Below are 18,117 nucleotides of genomic sequence, written 5' to 3'. Positions count from 1 at the left end.
CACGGGCGGCCGGACGGTCTGGCCGCGTCAACGGCGACTACTTTACGGCATGCCCGTGAGGGCGAATTAAGAACCGATAGTGCTGGCCTAAGCACATTTGGCTATAAGCGATTCACGGTTGCCCCGGTAAAACGGCGTGCCTATAGTCCTGTCATCTTTCTCCGCCAGTACGGACTCATGATCAAACAACAGCTGGATCGCTTTAACCGTCTCGACCTGCTCGGCCAACCCACGCCGCTGGAAAAACTTGAACGTCTGTCCGCCTGGCTGGGCCGCGATGTGTACATCAAACGCGATGACCTGACGCCTCTGGCCATGGGCGGCAACAAGCTGCGCAAACTCGAATACCTCGCCGCCGATGCCCTCGCTCAGGGCGCCGACACGCTGATCACCGCCGGTGCCCTGCAATCGAACCACGTGCGCCAGACCGCCGCATTGGCGGCCAAGCTTGGCCTGGGTTGCGTGGCGCTGCTGGAAAATCCGCTGGGCACCGATGACAGCAATTACACCGGCAACGGCAACCGTCTGCTACTGGATCTGTTCGACACCAGGGTCGAGCTGGTGGACAACCTCGACAACGCCGACGAACAACTCGCCGCACTCGCTGTGCGCCTGCGCAGCAATGGCAAGAAACCGTATCTGGTGCCAATTGGTGGCTCGAATGCCCTTGGTGCATTGGGCTACGTACGTGCCGGTTTCGAACTGGCGGAGCAGATCAAGGACACCGGCCTGGAATTCTCCGCCGTGGTGTTGGCCTCGGGCAGCGCCGGAACCCACAGCGGTCTGGCGCTGGCGTTGAGCGAAGCACTGCCGCAATTGCCGGTGATCGGCGTGACCGTCTCGCGCAGCGAAGAAGATCAGCGCCCGAAAGTGCAAGGTCTGGCCGAACGTACGGCGGACCTGCTGGGTGTGAAATTGCCAGTGAACTTCAAGGTCGAGTTGTGGGACGAATACTTCGGTCCGCGTTACGGCGAGCCGAATGCCGGGACACTGGCGGCGGTGAAGCTGTTGGCCAGTCAGGACGCGGTGTTGCTCGACCCGGTGTATACCGGCAAGGCCATGGCTGGTCTGCTCGACGGGATTGGCCGCCAGCGTTTTGATGAAGGGCCGATCATCTTCCTGCACACGGGTGGGGCGCCGGCGTTGTTTGCCTACAGGGATTCGCTGACAAGCTGATCCTCCCTGCTGCAAGAATTTCTGTGGTGAGGGGATTTATCCCCGTTGGACTGCGCAGCAGTCCCCTGCTCTTCAAGTCAGAAGAGAGGGCCGCTTCGCGCCCCATCGGGGATAAATCCCCTCGCCACAATCGATCACGTATATTCGAAATTGGAATAACAGAAAGATCATTAAGTATTTTCAAGTCTAAAGCAGACATCTTATAGTCTCGCCGCAGGCGAATTTCGGGCAAGACGCATAAGCTGCTTTAGGGCACGATAACGCAGTCGTTCAACTCCCGGATTCGCCAACTTTCCTTAAGCGTCTTCCATAAGAAAACACAGGGGCTTGTCATGAATTTTTCCGCACTACGTCGCACTCTGCTGGTAGGTTCGCTGGGCCTTGCACTGAGCGCCGGCCTGATCGGCCAGGCTACCGCCGGTGAGCAGCTGCAACAGATCAAGGACAAAGGCGTCATCAACGTCGGCCTGGAAGGCACTTACCCACCGTTTAGCTTCGTTGACGCCGACGGCAAACTGTCCGGTTTCGAAGTCGAACTGTCCGAAGCCCTGGCGCAGAAACTCGGCGTCAAAGCCAAGATTCAGCCAACCAAGTGGGACGGTATCCTCGCTGCGCTGGAATCCAAGCGTCTGGACGTAGTGGTCAACCAAGTGACCATCTCCGACGAGCGCAAGAAGAAATATGACTTCTCCGAGCCGTACACCGTTTCCGGGATCCAGGCGCTGGTGCTGAAGGACAAGGAAGCCAAGTTGAACATCAAGACCGCTGCCGACCTGTCCGGCAAGAAAGTCGGTGTCGGCCTGGGCACCAACTACGAACAGTGGGTCCGCGCCAACGTGCCGGGCGCTGACGTGCGCACCTACGACGATGATCCGACCAAGTTCGCCGACCTGAACAACGGCCGCACCGACGCCATCCTGATCGACCGTCTGGCCGCACTGGAATACGCCAAGAAAGCCCCGAAAACCGTGGCTGCCGGTGAAGCGTTCTCCCGTCAGGAATCCGGTATTGCCCTGCGCAAGGGCGAGCCTGAGCTGCTGGCTGCGGTGAACAAGGCGCTCGACGAGCTGCGTGCCGACGGTACCCTTGAGAAGCTGTCGAAGAAATACTTCAACGCTGACGTCACCAAATAATGGAAGAAGCTTTCCAACTCGCACTGGACTCCGCGCCCTTTCTGCTCAAGGGCGCGTACTACACGGTCATCCTCAGCCTGGGCGGCATGTTCTTCGGCTTGCTGTTAGGCTTCGGCCTGGCCTTGATGCGCCTGTCGCGCTTCAAACTGGTGAGCTGGATTGCCCGCATCTATGTGTCGTTCTTTCGCGGCACGCCGTTGCTGGTGCAACTATTCGTGATCTATTACGGCTTGCCGCAACTGGGTCTTGAACTGGATCCGCTGCCGGCGGCGCTGATCGGCTTCTCGCTGAACATGGCCGCCTACGCCTGCGAAATCCTCCGTGCGGCGATCGGTTCGATCGAACGTGGTCAATGGGAGGCCGCTGCGAGCATCGGCATGACCCGTGCGCAAACCCTGCGCCGGGCCATCCTGCCGCAGGCCATGCGCACAGCGCTGCCGCCGTTGGGCAACAGCTTCATTTCGCTGGTCAAGGACACGGCACTGGCCGCCACCATCCAGGTGCCGGAACTGTTCCGCCAGGCACAGCTGATTACCGCCCGGACTTTCGAAGTCTTCACCATGTATCTTGCCGCCGCGCTGATCTACTGGATTCTGGCCACGGTGCTGTCGCATCTGCAGAACAAGTTGGAAGAGCGGGCCAATCGGCACGACCAGGAGTCCTGACCCATGATTGTCGTGGAAAAACTGACAAAGCAGTTCAAGGGTCAAGAGGTGCTCAAAGGCATCGATCTTGAAGTAAAGGAAGGCGAGGTCGTGGCCATCATCGGCCCCAGCGGTTCGGGTAAAACCACGTTCCTGCGCTGCCTGAACTTCCTTGAAGAGCCCACCAGCGGCCGGATCAAGGTCGGCGATATCGAGATCGATACCCGCCGTCCTCTGAGCCAGCAACAAAGCCTGGTGCGCAACCTGCGCCAGCACGTAGGTTTCGTGTTCCAGAACTTCAACTTGTTCCCGCACCGCACCGCCCTGGAAAACGTCATCGAAGGGCCGATCGTGGTCAAGAAGATGCCGCGCGAACAAGCCGTTGCCCTGGGCATGAAGCTGTTGGCCAAGGTCGGTCTTGCCGGTAAGGAAGATGCGTATCCGCGTCGTCTGTCCGGTGGTCAGCAACAGCGCGTGGCAATTGCCCGGGCGCTGGCGATGGAACCGGAAGTGATCCTGTTCGACGAACCGACCTCGGCGCTCGACCCGGAACTGGTCGGCGAAGTGTTGGCGACCATTCGAGGTCTGGCTGAAGAAAAACGCACCATGGTCATCGTCACTCACGAAATGGGGTTCGCCCGGGATGTGGCCAACCGTGTGGTGTTTTTTGACAAGGGCGTGATCGTCGAGCAAGGCGAAGCCAAGGCCTTGTTTGCCAACCCGAAAGAAGAGCGCACCAAACAGTTTCTCAGCAAGTTTCTGAATCACGCCTGAGAAGCTTATTGCTTTGAGTCATTAACTTCCACGGATGGAAGTTATACTTTTTCCGCCTGCACAAACATCCAAACCCCTCCATTCTAAAACCTGTCAAAACAATACATACATGTTCTGCAGCCGTTGGGCTTAATCCGTTGCGCATCTCTTTGCCTGCGAAACGATCCAAACTCGCCTGCATGAAAACAGCAAAAACTGCCGAAAAACCGTAGTTCCATTCGCCATTGCGGCTAGGCAGCGTGACTGCACAACGTAGGAATCTTCTGATTAATCGGTAATTCACGGATTAACTAAGACACTCTATTGACACTCTTTCCCGCACACTCTTATCTAGTCGTCAACCGGCACCCATTAGTTGAATCAATTCGCACTCAGCCTGAACAAAAGTTCAGGCTGCATAACCGATTCATCACGCCTTTTGTTTTTTCAAGAAACGGAATTCGCCGCAAGATTTCAAGGAGAGAGCCCGATGATCCGCACTTCGCATACCCCCGAACTGGCAGCCCCGCACCTGGCAGCCGCGCAAAAAAACGCCGTCAACCTGGCCGCGGCCGCGCATCTGCTGATCGATGTCCTGCCGTATCCCGGCATGGACGCTGGCGATCTGATCGAACTGTTCTGGAACAACTGCTACGTCGCCTCACGCGTCCTGACCCGTGAAGACCTCGGCACATCGGTCAGTCTGCGAGTGCCGGAGAGCTTCATCGCCAGCGGTACCGCACGGATCCACTATCGGGTCATGCAAATCGGGCAGGGACCGGCGCTGTCGGCGGCAACCCGGGTTCAAGTCAAGCTCGACTGCCCAGGCGGCCAGCCTTCGGCGTTGTGCGGGGACGAGAATCAGCAACTGGCGCCGGTCACGGTACCCGACACCATCCGCCGCCAGGGCGTGAATCCCAATCAGATCAAACGCGGTGTGCCCCTGACCATCGAGCCCTACCGGAACATGGCCGAGGACGACGCCATCACCTTGCGCTGGGGCGATGTGCGCATGGATCTGGCCCGAATCACCGCTGCCGATGTCGGCCTGCCGATTCAGGTCTGGGTACCACCGGCAGTGATTGTCGAGGGCGGTGAGGATCTGCGCCTCGACGTGACCTACTGCGTCATCGACTGGGTCGGCAACAACTCACGCTGGGCACCGCCACGGACGCTGAAGATCGGTTGCGTGAGTCCTTATCTGAGGGTGCCGCTGCGCCAGGATCTGAAGGTCGCTGAATCGACCAAGGATTGATGCCGCATTCCTGTACTCATGGGGCTTTGCAGTGAGGGGTTCCAGGGAAAAGTCGCACCGCCCCGATGGACTGCGAAGCGGTCCCGTTTTTTATGATTCAGAAAGGGCCGCTGCGCGGCCTGTCGGGGATAAATCCCTCACCACAGGTTGTACCACCACGGCTGGGAGCCTGTTAACCAACCCGACCACCACCCCTTCTATACATATTCCTAAAAGTTAGTTTATTTAATATTTATACACGCTTAGGGTATATGAACCGGACCACCGGACATTCTTTCGTTCGCCGCACTTTTGCGGCGTTTTTCATGAGATGTGAGGTAGGTAGTATGGTCCGGAACACAATCACCCCAGTGCAGATCGCCAGGGCATTGCGTGCAGCCAGGGAGCGGCACTGATGTCCAGTCTGGCCGATGCAAACGTCCAGTCGGATCTGGACATCGCCCCGTTGTTGTTGCCCGCGCAGGTCTTGCGCAACGACGCCCAAGCCATCAAGGCCGCCCATGAGCTGGCGCAAGTCGCCCGCGTGCAGGCCGCGAGGCGCGACCGCCAGCGCAAGCTGCCGTGGTCGGAAATCGAACAATTCACCCGCAGCGGTCTGGGCAGCATTGCCATCCCCCGTGAATACGGCGGCCCGCAGGTTTCGTTTGTCACGTTGGCCGAGGTGTTCGCGATCATTTCCGCGGCCGACCCGGCGCTGGGACAGATCCCGCAAAACCAGTTCGGCATCATCAATCTGGTACTCGGCAGCGCCACCGAGGCGCAGAAAAAACAGCTGTTCCAGAGTGTTCTGGAAGGCTGGCGCATCGGCAATGCCGGCCCTGAACGCGGCACCAAAAACACCCTGGAATTGAAAGCGCGCATCACCGCCGACGGTGATGATTATGTGATCAACGGCCAGAAGTTTTATTCCACCGGCGCATTGTTCGCGCACTGGGTGGCGGTCAAGGCGCTGAATGACGACGGCAAGCAGGTGCTGGCATTCGTCCGCCGTGGCACCCCGGGCCTGCGCATCGTTGATGACTGGTCAGGCTTCGGTCAGCGCACCACCGCCAGTGGCACGATTCTGCTCAACAACGTGCGCGTCGAGTCGAGCCTGGTGGTCGATAACTGGAAGATCAACGAAAAGCCCAACACTCAAGGCGCCGTGTCGCAGCTGATTCAAGCGGCCATCGACGCCGGTATCGCCCGAGGTGCCATCGACGACGCCATCGAATTCGTCAAAACCCGCGCGCGGCCATGGATCGATGCCAAGGTCGAACGCGCCAGTGATGACCTCTACGTGATCGCCGACATCGGCAAACTGAAAATCGAACTGCACGCCGCCGAGGCATTGCTGCGCAAGGCCGGGCACGTGCTGGATCAGGTGCACGCCGCGCCGCTCACCGCCGAGTCCGCCGCCCGCGCCTCAATTGCCGTGGCCGAAGCCAAAGTGCTGACCACCGAGATTTCACTATTGGCCAGCGAAAAGCTTTTCGAACTGGCCGGCAGCCGCGCGACCCTCGCCGAATTCAACCTCGACCGCCACTGGCGCAACGCCCGGGTGCACACCCTGCACGACCCGGTGCGCTGGAAATATCACGCGGTCGGCGCCTATCGCCTCAACGGTACTTTGCCGGCCCGCCATTCCTGGATCTGACGACCGCACACTTTCTCAAAGGCATTGGAGAGAACCATGACTTTTTCCCACCCCGTCGCGGTCATCACCAGCGATGAGCAAGCCCTGATCGTCGCCAGCGACCTGGCCGAAGATTTCAAACGCGACAGTGCCGTGCGTGACCGTGAACGTCGCCTGCCACTGCCGGAACTCGACGTGTTTTCCCGCTCCGGCCTGTGGGGCATCAGCGTGCCCAAGGAATACGGCGGCGCTGCTGTGTCCAACGTGACCCTGGCCAAAGTCATCGCCCTGATCGCTCAGGCTGACGGCTCGCTCGGGCAGATTCCGCAGAACCATTTCTACGCCCTCGAAGTGCTGCGCGTTAACGGCAGCCACGAGCAGAAACAGCGGCTGTACGCCGAGGTGCTGGCCGGCCAGCGCTTCGGCAATGCCCTGGCGGAACTCGGTACCAAAACCGCCCACGACCGCGTCACCCGCCTCACGCGTGACGGTGACGGCTATCGCATCAACGGGCGCAAGTTTTATGCGACCGGCGCGATCTACGCGCAGCGCATCCCGACGTCGGTGGTCGATGAAAATGGCGTGCAGCAACTGGCCTTCGTCCCGCGTGACAGCCAAGGCCTGACGGTCATCGACGACTGGAGCGGCTTCGGCCAGCGCACCACCGGCAGCGGTTCGGTGGTGTTCGAAGACGTCTACGTTGCCGCCGAGGACGTGGTCCCGTTCCAGAGTGCTTTCGAGCGTCCGACCACGGTCGGCCCGCTGGCGCAGATCCTTCACGCCGCCATCGACACCGGCATCGCTCGCGCCGCTTACGAAGATGCCCTGCACTTCGTGCGCAGCAAGACCCGACCGTGGATTGACTCCGGTAATGACAAGGCCACCGAAGACCCGCTGACCCTGAAGAGCTTCGGCCATTTGAGTATTCGTCTGCACGCCACCGAAGCACTGCTGGAACGCGCCGGCGAATGCCTCGACAAGGCCCAGGCCGAGACCAACGCCGAAACCGTCGCTGCTGCCTCGATTGCCGTCGCCGAAGCGCGGGCGATCAGCACTGAAATCTCGCTGGCTGCTGGCAGCACGCTGTTCGAACTGGCCGGTAGTCAGGCCACCCTGATTGAGCACGGCCTCGACCGCCACTGGCGCAACGCCCGGGTGCACACCCTGCACGACCCGGTGCGCTGGAAATATCACGCGGTGGGCAATTACTACCTCAACGATGAAAAGCCGCCACTGCGGGGCACCATTTGATGAGCAAGAAAAAGATCCTGCTCAATGCGTTCAACATGAACTGCATTGGCCACATCAACCATGGCCTGTGGACGCATCCGCGCGACACCTCGACCCGCTACAACACCATCGAATACTGGACCGAACTGGCGCAGTTGCTGGAGCGCGGGCTGTTTGACGGACTGTTCATCGCCGACATCGTCGGCGTGTACGACGTCTACCAGAACTCGGTGGATGTCACGCTGAAAGAGTCGATCCAGTTGCCGGTCAACGACCCGCTGCTGCTGGTATCGGCCATGGCTGCGGTGACGAAAAATCTCGGCTTCGGCCTCACCGCCAACCTCACCTATGAACCGCCCTATCTGTTCGCCCGCCGCATGTCCACGCTCGATCATCTGAGCCGTGGTCGGGTCGGCTGGAACATCGTCACCGGTTACCTCGACAGCGCCGCCAAGGCCATGGGCCTGCGCGAACAGGTCGAGCACGACCGCCGTTACGATCAGGCCGACGAGTACCTCGAAGTGCTCTACAAACTCTGGGAGGGCAGTTGGGAAAACGGCGCGGTGCTCAATGACCGCGTGCAGCGCATCTACGCCCAGCCGGAGAAGGTGCACAAGGTCGAGCACCACGGCGAATTCTATCAAGTCGAGGGTTATCACCTCTGCGAGCCGTCGCCGCAGCGCACGCCTGTGCTGTTCCAGGCCGGCAGCTCGGACCGCGGTTTGCTGTTCGCCGGACGTCACGCCGAGTGCGTGTTCATCAGTGGCCAGAACAAACCGTCGATCAAGGTGCAGGTGGACAAGGTCCGCGCCAGCGCGGTCGAGGCCGGGCGCAATCCCGAAGACATCAAGGTGTTCATGGGCCTCAACGTGATCGTCGGCGCCACCGAAGCAGCCGCGTGGGCCAAGCACGCCGAGTACTTGAGTCATGCCAGTGCCGAGGCCGGTGTGGCGCACTTCTCGGCGTCCACCGGCATCGACTTTTCCCAATACGAAATCGACGAGCCGATCCAGTACGTCAAGAGCAACGCCATCCAGTCCGCAACCAAGAACCTGCAGAACAACGACTGGACCCGCCGCAAATTGCTCGACCAGCACGCTCTCGGTGGCCGCTACATCACCGTGGTCGGCTCGCCTGAGCAAGTGGCGGATGAACTGGAAGCGTGGATCGCTGAAACCGGGCTGGACGGTTTCAACCTTACGCGCATCGTTACCCCGGAAAGCTATGTCGATTTCATCGAGCTGGTGATTCCGGAGTTGCAGCGGCGCGGGTCGTACAAGACTGCGTATGACAGCGGCAGCCTGCGCGAAAAGCTGTTTCACGCAGGGGCGCAGTTACCTGAGCAACATACCGGCTCTTCGTACCGCCGCTAAAAGCATCGCTGGCAAGCCAGCTCCCACAAGGGTCTGTGGCGTTCATAAAACCTGTGGGAGCTGGCTTGCCAGCGATGAGGCCCGACCCGACACCACAAAATTCATGCACTGACTGGAAAACCACTATGACCAAGAAACTCCTGTCCCACCCAGTCAAAGCACTGGCCCTGGCCTTCGGCCTGTTCAGCTCGGCGGTGTTCGCCGCCGATGCACCACTGAAAGTCGGCACCACCGCTGCCTTCGCGATTCCGCTGGAAGCCGCCGTAGAGGAGGCCTCCAAACAAGGCCTGAAAGTCGAGCTGGTGGAGTTCACCGACTGGATCGCACCGAACGTCAGCCTCGCCGCCGGCGACATCGACGTGAACTACTTCCAGCACATCCCGTTCCTCGAAAACGCCAAGGCGGCCTCCGGTTTTGACCTGGTGCCGTTCGCCCCGGGGATCATCAACAACGTCGGCCTCTACTCGAAAAAGTACAAAAGCTTCGACGAGTTGCCCGAAGGCGCCAGCGTCGCCATCGCCAACGACCCGATCAACAGCGGTCGCGGTCTGCAACTGCTGGCCAAGGCTGGCCTGATCACCCTGAAACCGGGGGTCGGCTACAAGGCCACCGAAGACGACATCGTCGCCAACCCGAAGAAGATCAAGATTCTGCAAGTCGAAGCCGTGCAACTGGTGCGCGCCTACGATGACGCCGATCTGGTCCAGGGCTACCCGGCCTACATTCGTCTGGCGAAGACTTTTGACGCAGGCTCAGCGCTGCTGTTCGACGGTCTCGACCACAAGGAATACGTGATCCAGTTCGTGATCCAGCCGAAGAGCAAGGACGACCCGCGCCTGATCAAATTCGTCGATATCTACCAGCACTCGCCGGCCGTTCGCGCCGCGCTGGATAAGGCTCACGGCAAGCTGTATCAGGCCGGTTGGGAAAGCTGAACATGACCGCCGCGATCCTACGGCGACTGGAGATTCCAGAGCCAAAACATGCTGAAAAAACCGAACTGCATCCCGAGCTGAATCGCGCCCACGTGCGCTTCATCGGCCTGGGTAAAACCTACGCGGGTCGGCAAGGCCCGGTGGCGGCCCTGCAAGGCATCGACCTGGCGATCCAGCGCGGCGAGGTGTTCGGCATCATCGGCCGCAGCGGCGCCGGCAAATCGTCGCTGATCCGCACGATCAATCGTCTGGAGCAACCGACGGCGGGACGGGTGCTGATCGATCAGGTCGACATCGGCGAGTTCGATGAGGATCGCCTGGTCGCGCTGCGCCGAAGGATCGGCATGATCTTCCAGCACTTCAACCTGATGTCGGCCAAGACCGTGTGGCAGAACGTCGAACTGCCGCTGAAAGTCGCGGGTGTGCCGAAGGCGCAACGCGAGCAGAAGGTGCGTGAACTGCTCGAACTGGTCGGCCTGCAAGCCAAGCACAAGGCATACCCGGCGCAGCTTTCCGGCGGACAGAAACAGCGTGTCGGCATCGCCCGCGCATTGGTGCATGACCCGGACATTCTGCTGTGCGACGAAGCCACTTCAGCGCTCGATCCCGAGACCACTCAGTCGATCCTCGGCCTGCTGCGCGAGATCAACCGGCGCCTCGGCCTGACCATTGTGCTGATCACTCACGAAATGGCGGTGATCCGCGAAATCTGCGACCGCGTGGTGGTCCTGGAACACGGGCGAATCGTTGAGCAAGGCCCGGTCTGGGAAGTGTTCGGCAATCCGCAACACGAGGTCAGTCAGACCTTGCTCGCGCCGCTGCAAGACGCACTGCCGGAAGAGCTGCAAAGCCGTCTGCATGCCCAGCCGCCCTCCCCGGGCGCGGCGGTGGTATTGCGTTTGCAGTTCACCGGGGGCGCCGCCGACGAGCCGGATCTGGCCGCGTTATTTGCCGCCCTCGGTGGACGCGTGAAGTGGCTGCAGGGCGGCGTCGAACGGATTCAGGGTCACGCGCTGGGACAACTGTTGCTGGCAGTCAGCGGCTCGTCCTTGAGCACCGAACAATTGCGCGAGCGCGCCGGGCAGTGGGCGCAACGGGTGGAGGTATCGGGTTATGTGGTTTGATCGCTTGCTCCAGGGTTTCATTGACACCTTCCTGATGGTCGGCGTGTCGTCGCTGATCGCCTTGCTGGTGGGGATCCCGATGGCGGTGATTCTGGTCACCAGCGACAAGGGCGGGATCTATCAGGCGCCGCTGCTCAACCGGGCGCTGGGCGCGTTCGTGAATCTGTTCCGCTCGATCCCGTTTCTGATTCTGATGGTCGCGCTGATTCCGTTCACCCGGCTGATTGTCGGCACCACGTACGGTGTGTGGGCGGCGGTGGTACCGCTGACGATTGCCGCGACGCCATTCTTTGCGCGGATTGCCGAAGTGAGTCTGCGTGAGGTCGATCACGGCTTGATCGAGGCGGCGCAAGCCATGGGCTGCCGGCGCTGGCACATCGTCTGGCATGTGCTGTTGCCGGAAGCGCTGCCGGGGATTGTCGGCGGGTTCACGATTACGCTGGTGACGATGATCAACTCCTCAGCCATGGCCGGGGCGATTGGTGCCGGCGGTTTGGGCGATATCGCTTACCGCTACGGTTATCAACGTTTCGACAGCCAGATCATGCTGACGGTGATTGTGTTGCTGGTGGCGTTGGTGGCGGTGATTCAGATCGGGGGCGATCGCCTCGCCAGAGGTCTGAACAAGCGCTGAAGCAAGATCAAAAGATCGCAGCCTTCGGCAGCTCCTACAGGGGAATGCGATCTTCTGTAGGAGCTGCCGAAGGCTGCGATCTTTTAAAGCGCGAAAGCGCTTATAGTCTGCTCAACTCCCCCAAACAGTCCGCCCCATGAAACAGACTCCCACCGATCTGGAACAGATCACCGCCACCACCCTCGGCCACTACAACTCGGTGGCCGAAGAATTCCGCGAAGGCACCCGCGACCACGATGTCAGCCAGAACATCGACGCCTTGCTTCGCCACATCCAGGGTCCGGCGCCGTTCACCCTGCTCGATTTCGGCTGCGGCCCCGGACGTGATTTGCAGACGTTCACCCGCATGGGCCACGTCGCGGTCGGCCTTGATGGCTCAGAGGAATTTGCGCGCATGGCCCGCGAAGACAGCGGTTGCGAGGTCTGGCAGCAGGACTTTCTGAAACTCGATCTGCCGACCGAGCGCTTCGACGGCATCTTCGCCAATGCGGTGCTGTTTCATGTGCCGTTGCAGGAGTTGCCGCGGGTGCTCAAGCAGCTGCATGGCACACTGAAACCGGGCGGGGTGTTGTTCAGTTCCAATCCCCGCGGGGATAACCGTGAGGGCTGGAATGGGCCACGCTACGGCTCATATCACGACCTGGACGCGTGGCGCGGGTTGTTGACGGCGGCGGGGTTTGTCGAGCTTGAGCATTACTACCGGCCGGCGGGATTGCCGCGCGAGCAGCAGCCTTGGCTGGCGAGTGTCTGGCGGCGGGTTGGCTGAAGATCAAAAGATCGCAGCCTGCAGCAGCGCCGACATGGGATTTCCTGTAGGCGCTGCCGCAGGCTGCGATCTTTTGCTTTTGCCTTATGCGGTGTCTTTCTTCGGCTCGCGAATCTTGTACCAGGCCACATACAGCGCCGGCAGAAACAGCAGGGTCAGCAACGTCGCAACCACGATCCCGCCAATCATCGCGTAGGCCATCGGCCCCCAGAACACTTCCCGGGCAATCGGAATCATGCCCATGCTCGCCGCCGCAGCCGTCAGCAGGATCGGCCGACGCCGGTGCTCGGTCGCTTCCACCACCGCATCCCACGGCGTATAGCCCTTCTGCTCGAACTCATCGATCTGCGTCACCAGAATCACCGAGTTGCGGATGATGATACCGATCAGTGCAAGGATCCCCAGGATCGCCACGAAGCCCATCGGCGTACCGGTCGGCACCAGCGCCAGCACCACGCCGATCAGACCCAGCGGCGCGACACTTGCCACCAGGAACATCTTCTGCACGCTGTGCAACTGGATCATCAGGAAGGTCGCCATCAAAAACAGCATCAACGGCAGGACCTTGGCGATCGGTCCCTGGGCCTTGCCGCTTTCCTCGACCGTACCGCCCGTGGCGACTTTGTAGCCGACCGGGAGTTTTTCAGCGAAGGCATCAATCGACGGCTTGAGCAGTTTCACCAGGTCGGTCGGCTGGATCTCGTCGCGCACCGAGGCCTTGATGGTGATGGTCGGCAGACGGTCACGACGCCACACCAGCGGTTGCTCCAGCTCATACCGCACGGTGGCGAAGGCCAGTAGCGGAATCGACGTACCGTTGGGTGTGACGATCTGCAGGTTCTGCAGGGTTTCCGGGGTACCGCGTTCGGAATCCACCGCGCGGCCGACGACGTTGATCAGGTAGATATCGTCATCGACCTGGGTCAGGGGCGAGCCGCTGACGATGCTGTTCATCAGCTTTGCCACGTCTTCCGAGGACAGCCCGAGCTGACGCGCCTTGTCCTGGGCAATGTCGATGCGCAGCACTTTGCCCGGCTCGTTCCAGTCGTAAATGATCTCGCCGATGTGCTCGTTCTTGTCCAGCTCGGTCGCCAGATCGATAGCGTGCTTGCGCACCTGATCGATGTCCTTGCCGCTGACCCGGTACTGGATCGGGCGCCCCACCGGCGGGCCCATTTCCAGCGCCTGCACGTAACTGCCGATGCCGACGAAATCCTTGTGCAAGCGTTCACGCAGGCGTTGGCTGAGGGCTTCGCGGGCCTCGAAGTCTTTGCTGACGATCACCAGTTGCGCGTAGTACGGGTTCTGCAATTGCTGGTCGAGCGGCAGATAGAAACGGATCGCGCCCTGACCGATGTAAGTGCTCCAGCGCACGATGTCCGGGTCGCCCTTGAGCGTGGCTTCGAGCTTGTCCACGGCCTTGCGGGTTTCATCGATCGAGGCGTTTTGCGGCAGGTTCAGATCGACGAGGATTTCCGGGCGATCGGAGGACGGGAAGAACTGGTTCTGTACAAAGCGCATGCAGAACACCGCCAGCACGAAGCACAACACGGTGATGCCGATCGCCCACCAGCGGTTGCGCATCGACCACAGCAATCCGTGGTTGAATGCCCGACCAATGCGTCCCGGCTCGCCCTCGTGAGGTTTCACATTGGTGCTGAGGATGTGCACGCCGATCACCGGTGCGAACAGCACCGCGACGATCCACGACACCAGCATGGCCACCGCGATCACCGCAAACAGGGTGAAGGTGTACTCACCGGCAGAACTGGCGTTGAGGCCGATCGGCACGAAGCCGGCAACGGTCACCAGCGTACCGGTGAGCATCGGAAACGCCGTCGAGGTGTAGGCAAACGTGGCCGCCTGCTCCTTGGTCTCGCCCATTTCCAGGCGCGTGACCATCATCTCCACGGTGATCATCGCGTCATCCACCAGCAGGCCGAGGGCGATGATCAGTGCGCCGAGGGAAATCCGCTGCATGGTGATGCCGCTGTATTCCATGAACACAAACACCATCGCCAGCACCAGCGGAATCGAGCACGCCACCACCAGCCCGGCGCGCACGCCAAGACTGATGAAGCTGACCACCAGGACGATGATCACTGCTTCGAACAGCGCGCTGGTGAAGCCACCAACCGCCTCTTCCACCACCACGGCCTGATCGGACACCGTATGGACGCCGACGCCAACCGGCAGATCAGCGGTGATCTGGTCGATCCGCTGGTGCAACGCCTTGCCGAATTCCTGAACGTTGCCGCCCTTCTGCATGGCAATCGCCAGACCGATTGCCGGCTTGCCGTCGAAACGGAATTCCGGCGTGGCCGGGTCAACATAACCGCGACTGATGTCGGCGATATCGGCCAGACGATAGAAGCGCTCATTGAGTTTGAGATTGACCTCGGCCAGATCCTTCTCCGACGCGAACTGTCCTGAAGTACGCACCGAGATACGCTCGGGCCCGGCCTCGATCACACCCGCCGGAGTCACGGCGTTCTGCGATTGCAGGCTCTGCACCACCTGACGCTGATCGATGCCCAGTGCCGCGAGCTTGCGGGTGGAGAAGTTCAGGTAAATCACTTCGTCCTGCTGGCCGATCATCTCGATCTTGCCCAGACCCGGCACGTTGCGGATCTCGGCGCGGGCCTGTTCCACGTAGTCACGCAACTGGCGCATGGTCAGGCCGTCGGCGGTAAACGCGTAGACCGAGCCGTAGACGTCACCGAACTCATCGTTGAATCCGGGCCCCTGAATCCCTTGGGGAAACTGTCCGCGAATGTCATCGATCTTCTTGCGCACCTGGTACCAGATTTCCGGAATGTCCTTGGCGCTGGTGGTGTCGCGCAGGTACACGTAGACCGTCGATTCACCGGGGCGCGTGTAGCTTTTCACGTAGTCGAGAGAATCGAGCTCCTCGAGTTTTTTCTCGATGCGGTCGGTGACCTGCTTGAGGGTTTCCTCCTGGGTCGCGCCCGGCCATTTGGTCTGGATGACCATGGTCTTGATGGTGAACGAAGGGTCTTCTTCACGCCCCAGATTGAAGTAAGAGAACACCCCCATCAGCAACGCGACGAACATCAGGTACCAGACGAACGACTGATGCTTGAGGGCCCATTCGGAGAGATTGAAAGAGCCTTTCATTGACTGTCCTCGTCGAGTTTCACGGCTTGTCCGGGTTTGAGACTGTTGACGCCTGCGCTGACCACGCGCTCGCCGGATTTGACGCCGTCGGTCAGTACCACGGTGCCGTCGGTACGGCTGATCACGCTGACGTCACGGGGCGCGACGGTTTTGCTGGAAGTGTCGACCACCCAGATGCGGGCCTTGCCATCGGCTTCCTGCAGGGCGGTGGCGGGCAACTCGATACGTGGCTTGATCGCCGAACTGAGGGTCACGCTGATCGCCGTACCGAGGCGGAACCCCTCCGGGGTGCTGGCCAGGGTCAGCCGTGCGCGGCGGGTGCGCGTGGCGCTTTGAGCCTGTGGTTCGATCTCGCGAATGGTCGCGGTGGTATTGATGCTCGGGTCGAGTTGCCCGGCCACCAGAAACACTACGTCGGCGGGGATCTGATCAACCAGTGTGTCCGGCAGGTCGATCACCGCTTCCTTGATGTCCGGTTGCGCCAGAGTCACCACTTGCTGGCCGGCAGTCACCACCTGGCCGGCTTCGGCATTCCATGCGGTGACCACGGCTTTGTGGTCGGCGCGCAGTTCGGTGTAGCCGAGCTGATCCTTGCTCTGATCGACCGCCGCCCGTGCCTGATCGAGCGAGGCCTGGGTGGTTTTCAGATCGGTGATGGCGATGTCCAGTTGTGCCTGCGCGCCCACCCCACGATCAAACAGCGCCTGCTGACGCCGGGCGTTGGCCTGGGCGTTGATCAGTTGCGCCTGCACCTTGGCCAGATCGCCTTGGGCCGAACGCAACTGGTTCTGTTGATCGGAGGGGTCGAGCGTGGCGAGCAACGTACCCTTTTGCACCTCGGTACCGACATCGACGTTACGGCTGGCAATACGTCCACCGACGCGGAAACCGGTGTTGCTCTCGTAACGCGCCTGAATGCTGCCGGCGAAACGCCCGAGGGTTTCCTCGTTCAGCGCCTGTACCTTGATCGACAGCACGGGTCGTACCGGCTCCGGAGGCGGCTCGCGTTTCGAGCAGGCGGCCAGCAACACACTGATGGATAACAGCCCCAGACGCTTCATGGCTGTGCTCCCGGTTGCAGATCCTTGTAGGTGTTTTCGGCGATCTCGACTTTCATGCCCGGATGCAACAACTGCCCACCCGCGACAATGACTTTTTCCCCGCCTTGGAGACCGTCGCTGATGATCACCTTGCCGATCAGGTAGCGGCTGACAGTGACGTTGTGCAACTGCGCCTCGCCCTTGTCGTCAACCATCCATACGGCCGGCTCGCTGATGTTTTTGGTCAGCGCCGACCATGGCAATTCCACCGCCGACTTGCCGCTGCCCTTGGCCGTGGCGCTGACCACCGAGCCGAGCTGCATGCCCTGCGGCAGGCTGTCGAGGGTGACTTTGACTTGCACCGTGCCGGACTGCGCCGACACCGCCGGGGTGATTTCGCGCACCGTGCCGGTGGTCTTGATCGCGGGATTATCGAGCAGGCTGACGACAATCGAGCGATCGTCAGGGCGTTCGGCCAGCAGCGATTCGTAGACGTTGAACACCGCGTCGCGATCGCCATCGCGGGCCAGTTTGAAAATCGGCGCGGTGGCCTGGACCACTTGGCCGACCTCGGCCTGGCGCTCGGTGATAATCCCCGGGGCATCGGCGATCAGCGCGGTGTAGCTCAATTGATCCTTGGCATTGGCCAGTTGCGCCTGTGCCGCGCTCAAGGCGCTCTGGCTGCTGCGCAAGGCGGCTTGGGCGGAGTCGAATTCGCTCTGGCTGGTGTAACCCTTGGGCAACAGTTTCTGCTGACGCACGAACGCTGCGGCGCTCTGCTTGACCCGTGCCTGCTCGGCGATGACCTGGGCCTGAGCGGAATCGACGTTGGTCTGCAAATCCTTGGGATCGAGTTTGGCCAGCACTTGCCTGGCGCTGACCCGGTCGCCGACATCGACCATGCGCTGGATGATCTTGCCACCGACCCGGAACGACAGTTCGGTCTGCACCCGGGCCTGCACATCGCCGGTCAGGGTCACGGCAGCCGCGTAATCGGCGGGTTTGACCTCTTGCACAAAGACCCGTGGCAGGTACTCCGCCGGGGCTTCTTTCTTGCCGCAAGCGGTCAACAACGTGAGCAGGCTCAGCACGACAACTGTTTTCAATCCGGGACTCGCCATGCAGACTCCTTCCTGTGTACGAACGTGCAAGTGACGATACGACTGTGAGCTTAGAACAGGGTTCAACGTTCGCTCGCGCGATCTCTATATTTCCCCTGTAGGAGCTGCCGCAGGCTGCGATCTTTTGACTTTACAAAAGCAAGATCAAAAGATCGCAGCCTGCGGCAGCTCCTACAATGG

At 60.8% G+C, this 18,117-nt stretch carries 15 protein-coding genes; 12 read left to right on the top strand and 3 right to left on the bottom strand.

The window, feature by feature from the left end:
* The first annotated feature begins 177 nt into the window (after positions 1-177).
* The 12 genes from GTQ41_RS01340 (at position 178) to GTQ41_RS01285 (ending at position 12,638) form a co-directional block, all read left to right on the top strand.
* Positions 178-1,176: a D-cysteine desulfhydrase gene (locus GTQ41_RS01340; RefSeq protein ID WP_047290801.1), complete on the top strand. Its 999-nt coding sequence runs from the start codon at positions 178-180 to the stop codon at positions 1,174-1,176.
* A gap of 332 nt (positions 1,177-1,508) precedes the next feature.
* Positions 1,509-2,309: a cystine ABC transporter substrate-binding protein gene (tcyJ, locus tag GTQ41_RS01335; RefSeq protein WP_041071182.1), complete on the top strand. Its 801-nt coding sequence runs from the start codon at positions 1,509-1,511 to the stop codon at positions 2,307-2,309.
* Positions 2,309-2,974: a cystine ABC transporter permease gene (gene tcyL, locus GTQ41_RS01330; RefSeq protein ID WP_003220607.1), complete on the top strand. Its 666-nt coding sequence runs from the start codon at positions 2,309-2,311 to the stop codon at positions 2,972-2,974. The genes tcyJ and tcyL overlap by 1 nt, the downstream gene beginning before the upstream one ends.
* A gap of 3 nt (positions 2,975-2,977) precedes the next feature.
* Positions 2,978-3,727, top strand: coding sequence for an L-cystine ABC transporter ATP-binding protein TcyN (tcyN, locus tag GTQ41_RS01325; RefSeq protein WP_047290800.1), 750 nt, complete (start codon positions 2,978-2,980; stop codon positions 3,725-3,727).
* 469 nt (positions 3,728-4,196) lie between these two features.
* On the top strand, positions 4,197-4,961 hold the full coding sequence (locus tag GTQ41_RS01320) for a hypothetical protein (protein WP_047290799.1): 765 nt from the start codon (positions 4,197-4,199) through the stop codon (positions 4,959-4,961).
* Between the two features lie 394 nt (positions 4,962-5,355).
* Positions 5,356-6,597 (top strand): SfnB family sulfur acquisition oxidoreductase, encoded by a 1,242-nt coding sequence (locus GTQ41_RS01315; protein ID WP_047290798.1) that lies wholly within the window; start codon positions 5,356-5,358, stop codon positions 6,595-6,597.
* Between the two features lie 36 nt (positions 6,598-6,633).
* Positions 6,634-7,827 carry an SfnB family sulfur acquisition oxidoreductase gene (locus tag GTQ41_RS01310; RefSeq protein WP_047290797.1) on the top strand — a complete coding sequence of 398 codons (1,194 nt, stop codon included), beginning with the start codon at positions 6,634-6,636 and terminating at the stop codon, positions 7,825-7,827.
* Positions 7,827-9,179 carry an LLM class flavin-dependent oxidoreductase gene (locus GTQ41_RS01305; protein ID WP_047290796.1) on the top strand — a complete coding sequence of 451 codons (1,353 nt, stop codon included), beginning with the start codon at positions 7,827-7,829 and terminating at the stop codon, positions 9,177-9,179. Before GTQ41_RS01310 ends, GTQ41_RS01305 begins: the two co-directional genes overlap by 1 nt.
* 125 nt (positions 9,180-9,304) lie before the next feature.
* Positions 9,305-10,114 (top strand): MetQ/NlpA family ABC transporter substrate-binding protein, encoded by an 810-nt coding sequence (locus GTQ41_RS01300; protein WP_047290795.1) that lies wholly within the window; start codon positions 9,305-9,307, stop codon positions 10,112-10,114.
* A 2-nt stretch (positions 10,115-10,116) separates the two neighbouring features.
* Positions 10,117-11,238, top strand: coding sequence for a methionine ABC transporter ATP-binding protein (locus tag GTQ41_RS01295; protein WP_047290794.1), 1,122 nt, complete (start codon positions 10,117-10,119; stop codon positions 11,236-11,238).
* Entirely contained in the window at positions 11,228-11,872 is a 645-nt protein-coding gene (locus GTQ41_RS01290; RefSeq protein WP_047290793.1) for a methionine ABC transporter permease, read from the top strand. Before GTQ41_RS01295 ends, GTQ41_RS01290 begins: the two co-directional genes overlap by 11 nt.
* A 136-nt stretch (positions 11,873-12,008) precedes the next feature.
* Positions 12,009-12,638: a bifunctional 2-polyprenyl-6-hydroxyphenol methylase/3-demethylubiquinol 3-O-methyltransferase UbiG gene (locus GTQ41_RS01285; protein WP_047290792.1), complete on the top strand. Its 630-nt coding sequence runs from the start codon at positions 12,009-12,011 to the stop codon at positions 12,636-12,638.
* An 84-nt stretch (positions 12,639-12,722) separates the two neighbouring features.
* Here the strand turns inward: GTQ41_RS01285 and GTQ41_RS01280 are convergent, their stop codons facing one another.
* The 3 genes from GTQ41_RS01280 to GTQ41_RS01270 are packed head-to-tail and all read right to left on the bottom strand — an operon-like array spanning position 12,723 to position 17,937.
* Complete coding sequence (locus GTQ41_RS01280) at positions 12,723-15,776, bottom strand: efflux RND transporter permease subunit (RefSeq protein ID WP_047290791.1); 3,054 nt, start codon at positions 15,774-15,776, stop codon at positions 12,723-12,725.
* The gene (locus GTQ41_RS01275) at positions 15,773-16,837 is read right to left on the bottom strand and encodes an efflux RND transporter periplasmic adaptor subunit (protein WP_047290790.1); all 1,065 of its coding nucleotides are present in this window, start codon (positions 16,835-16,837) and stop codon (positions 15,773-15,775) included. The genes GTQ41_RS01280 and GTQ41_RS01275 overlap by 4 nt, the downstream gene beginning before the upstream one ends.
* Positions 16,834-17,937 (bottom strand): efflux RND transporter periplasmic adaptor subunit, encoded by a 1,104-nt coding sequence (locus GTQ41_RS01270; RefSeq protein ID WP_047290789.1) that lies wholly within the window; start codon positions 17,935-17,937, stop codon positions 16,834-16,836. The genes GTQ41_RS01275 and GTQ41_RS01270 overlap by 4 nt, the downstream gene beginning before the upstream one ends.
* Positions 17,938-18,117 lie beyond the last annotated feature (180 nt).

Source organism: Pseudomonas sp. AN-B15, assembly GCF_019056475.1.
In the GTDB taxonomy this organism is placed as follows: domain Bacteria; phylum Pseudomonadota; class Gammaproteobacteria; order Pseudomonadales; family Pseudomonadaceae; genus Aquipseudomonas; species Aquipseudomonas parakoreensis.
Note: the sequence above shows the minus strand (reverse complement) of the source record. Positions and strands in the feature narration are given on the sequence as shown.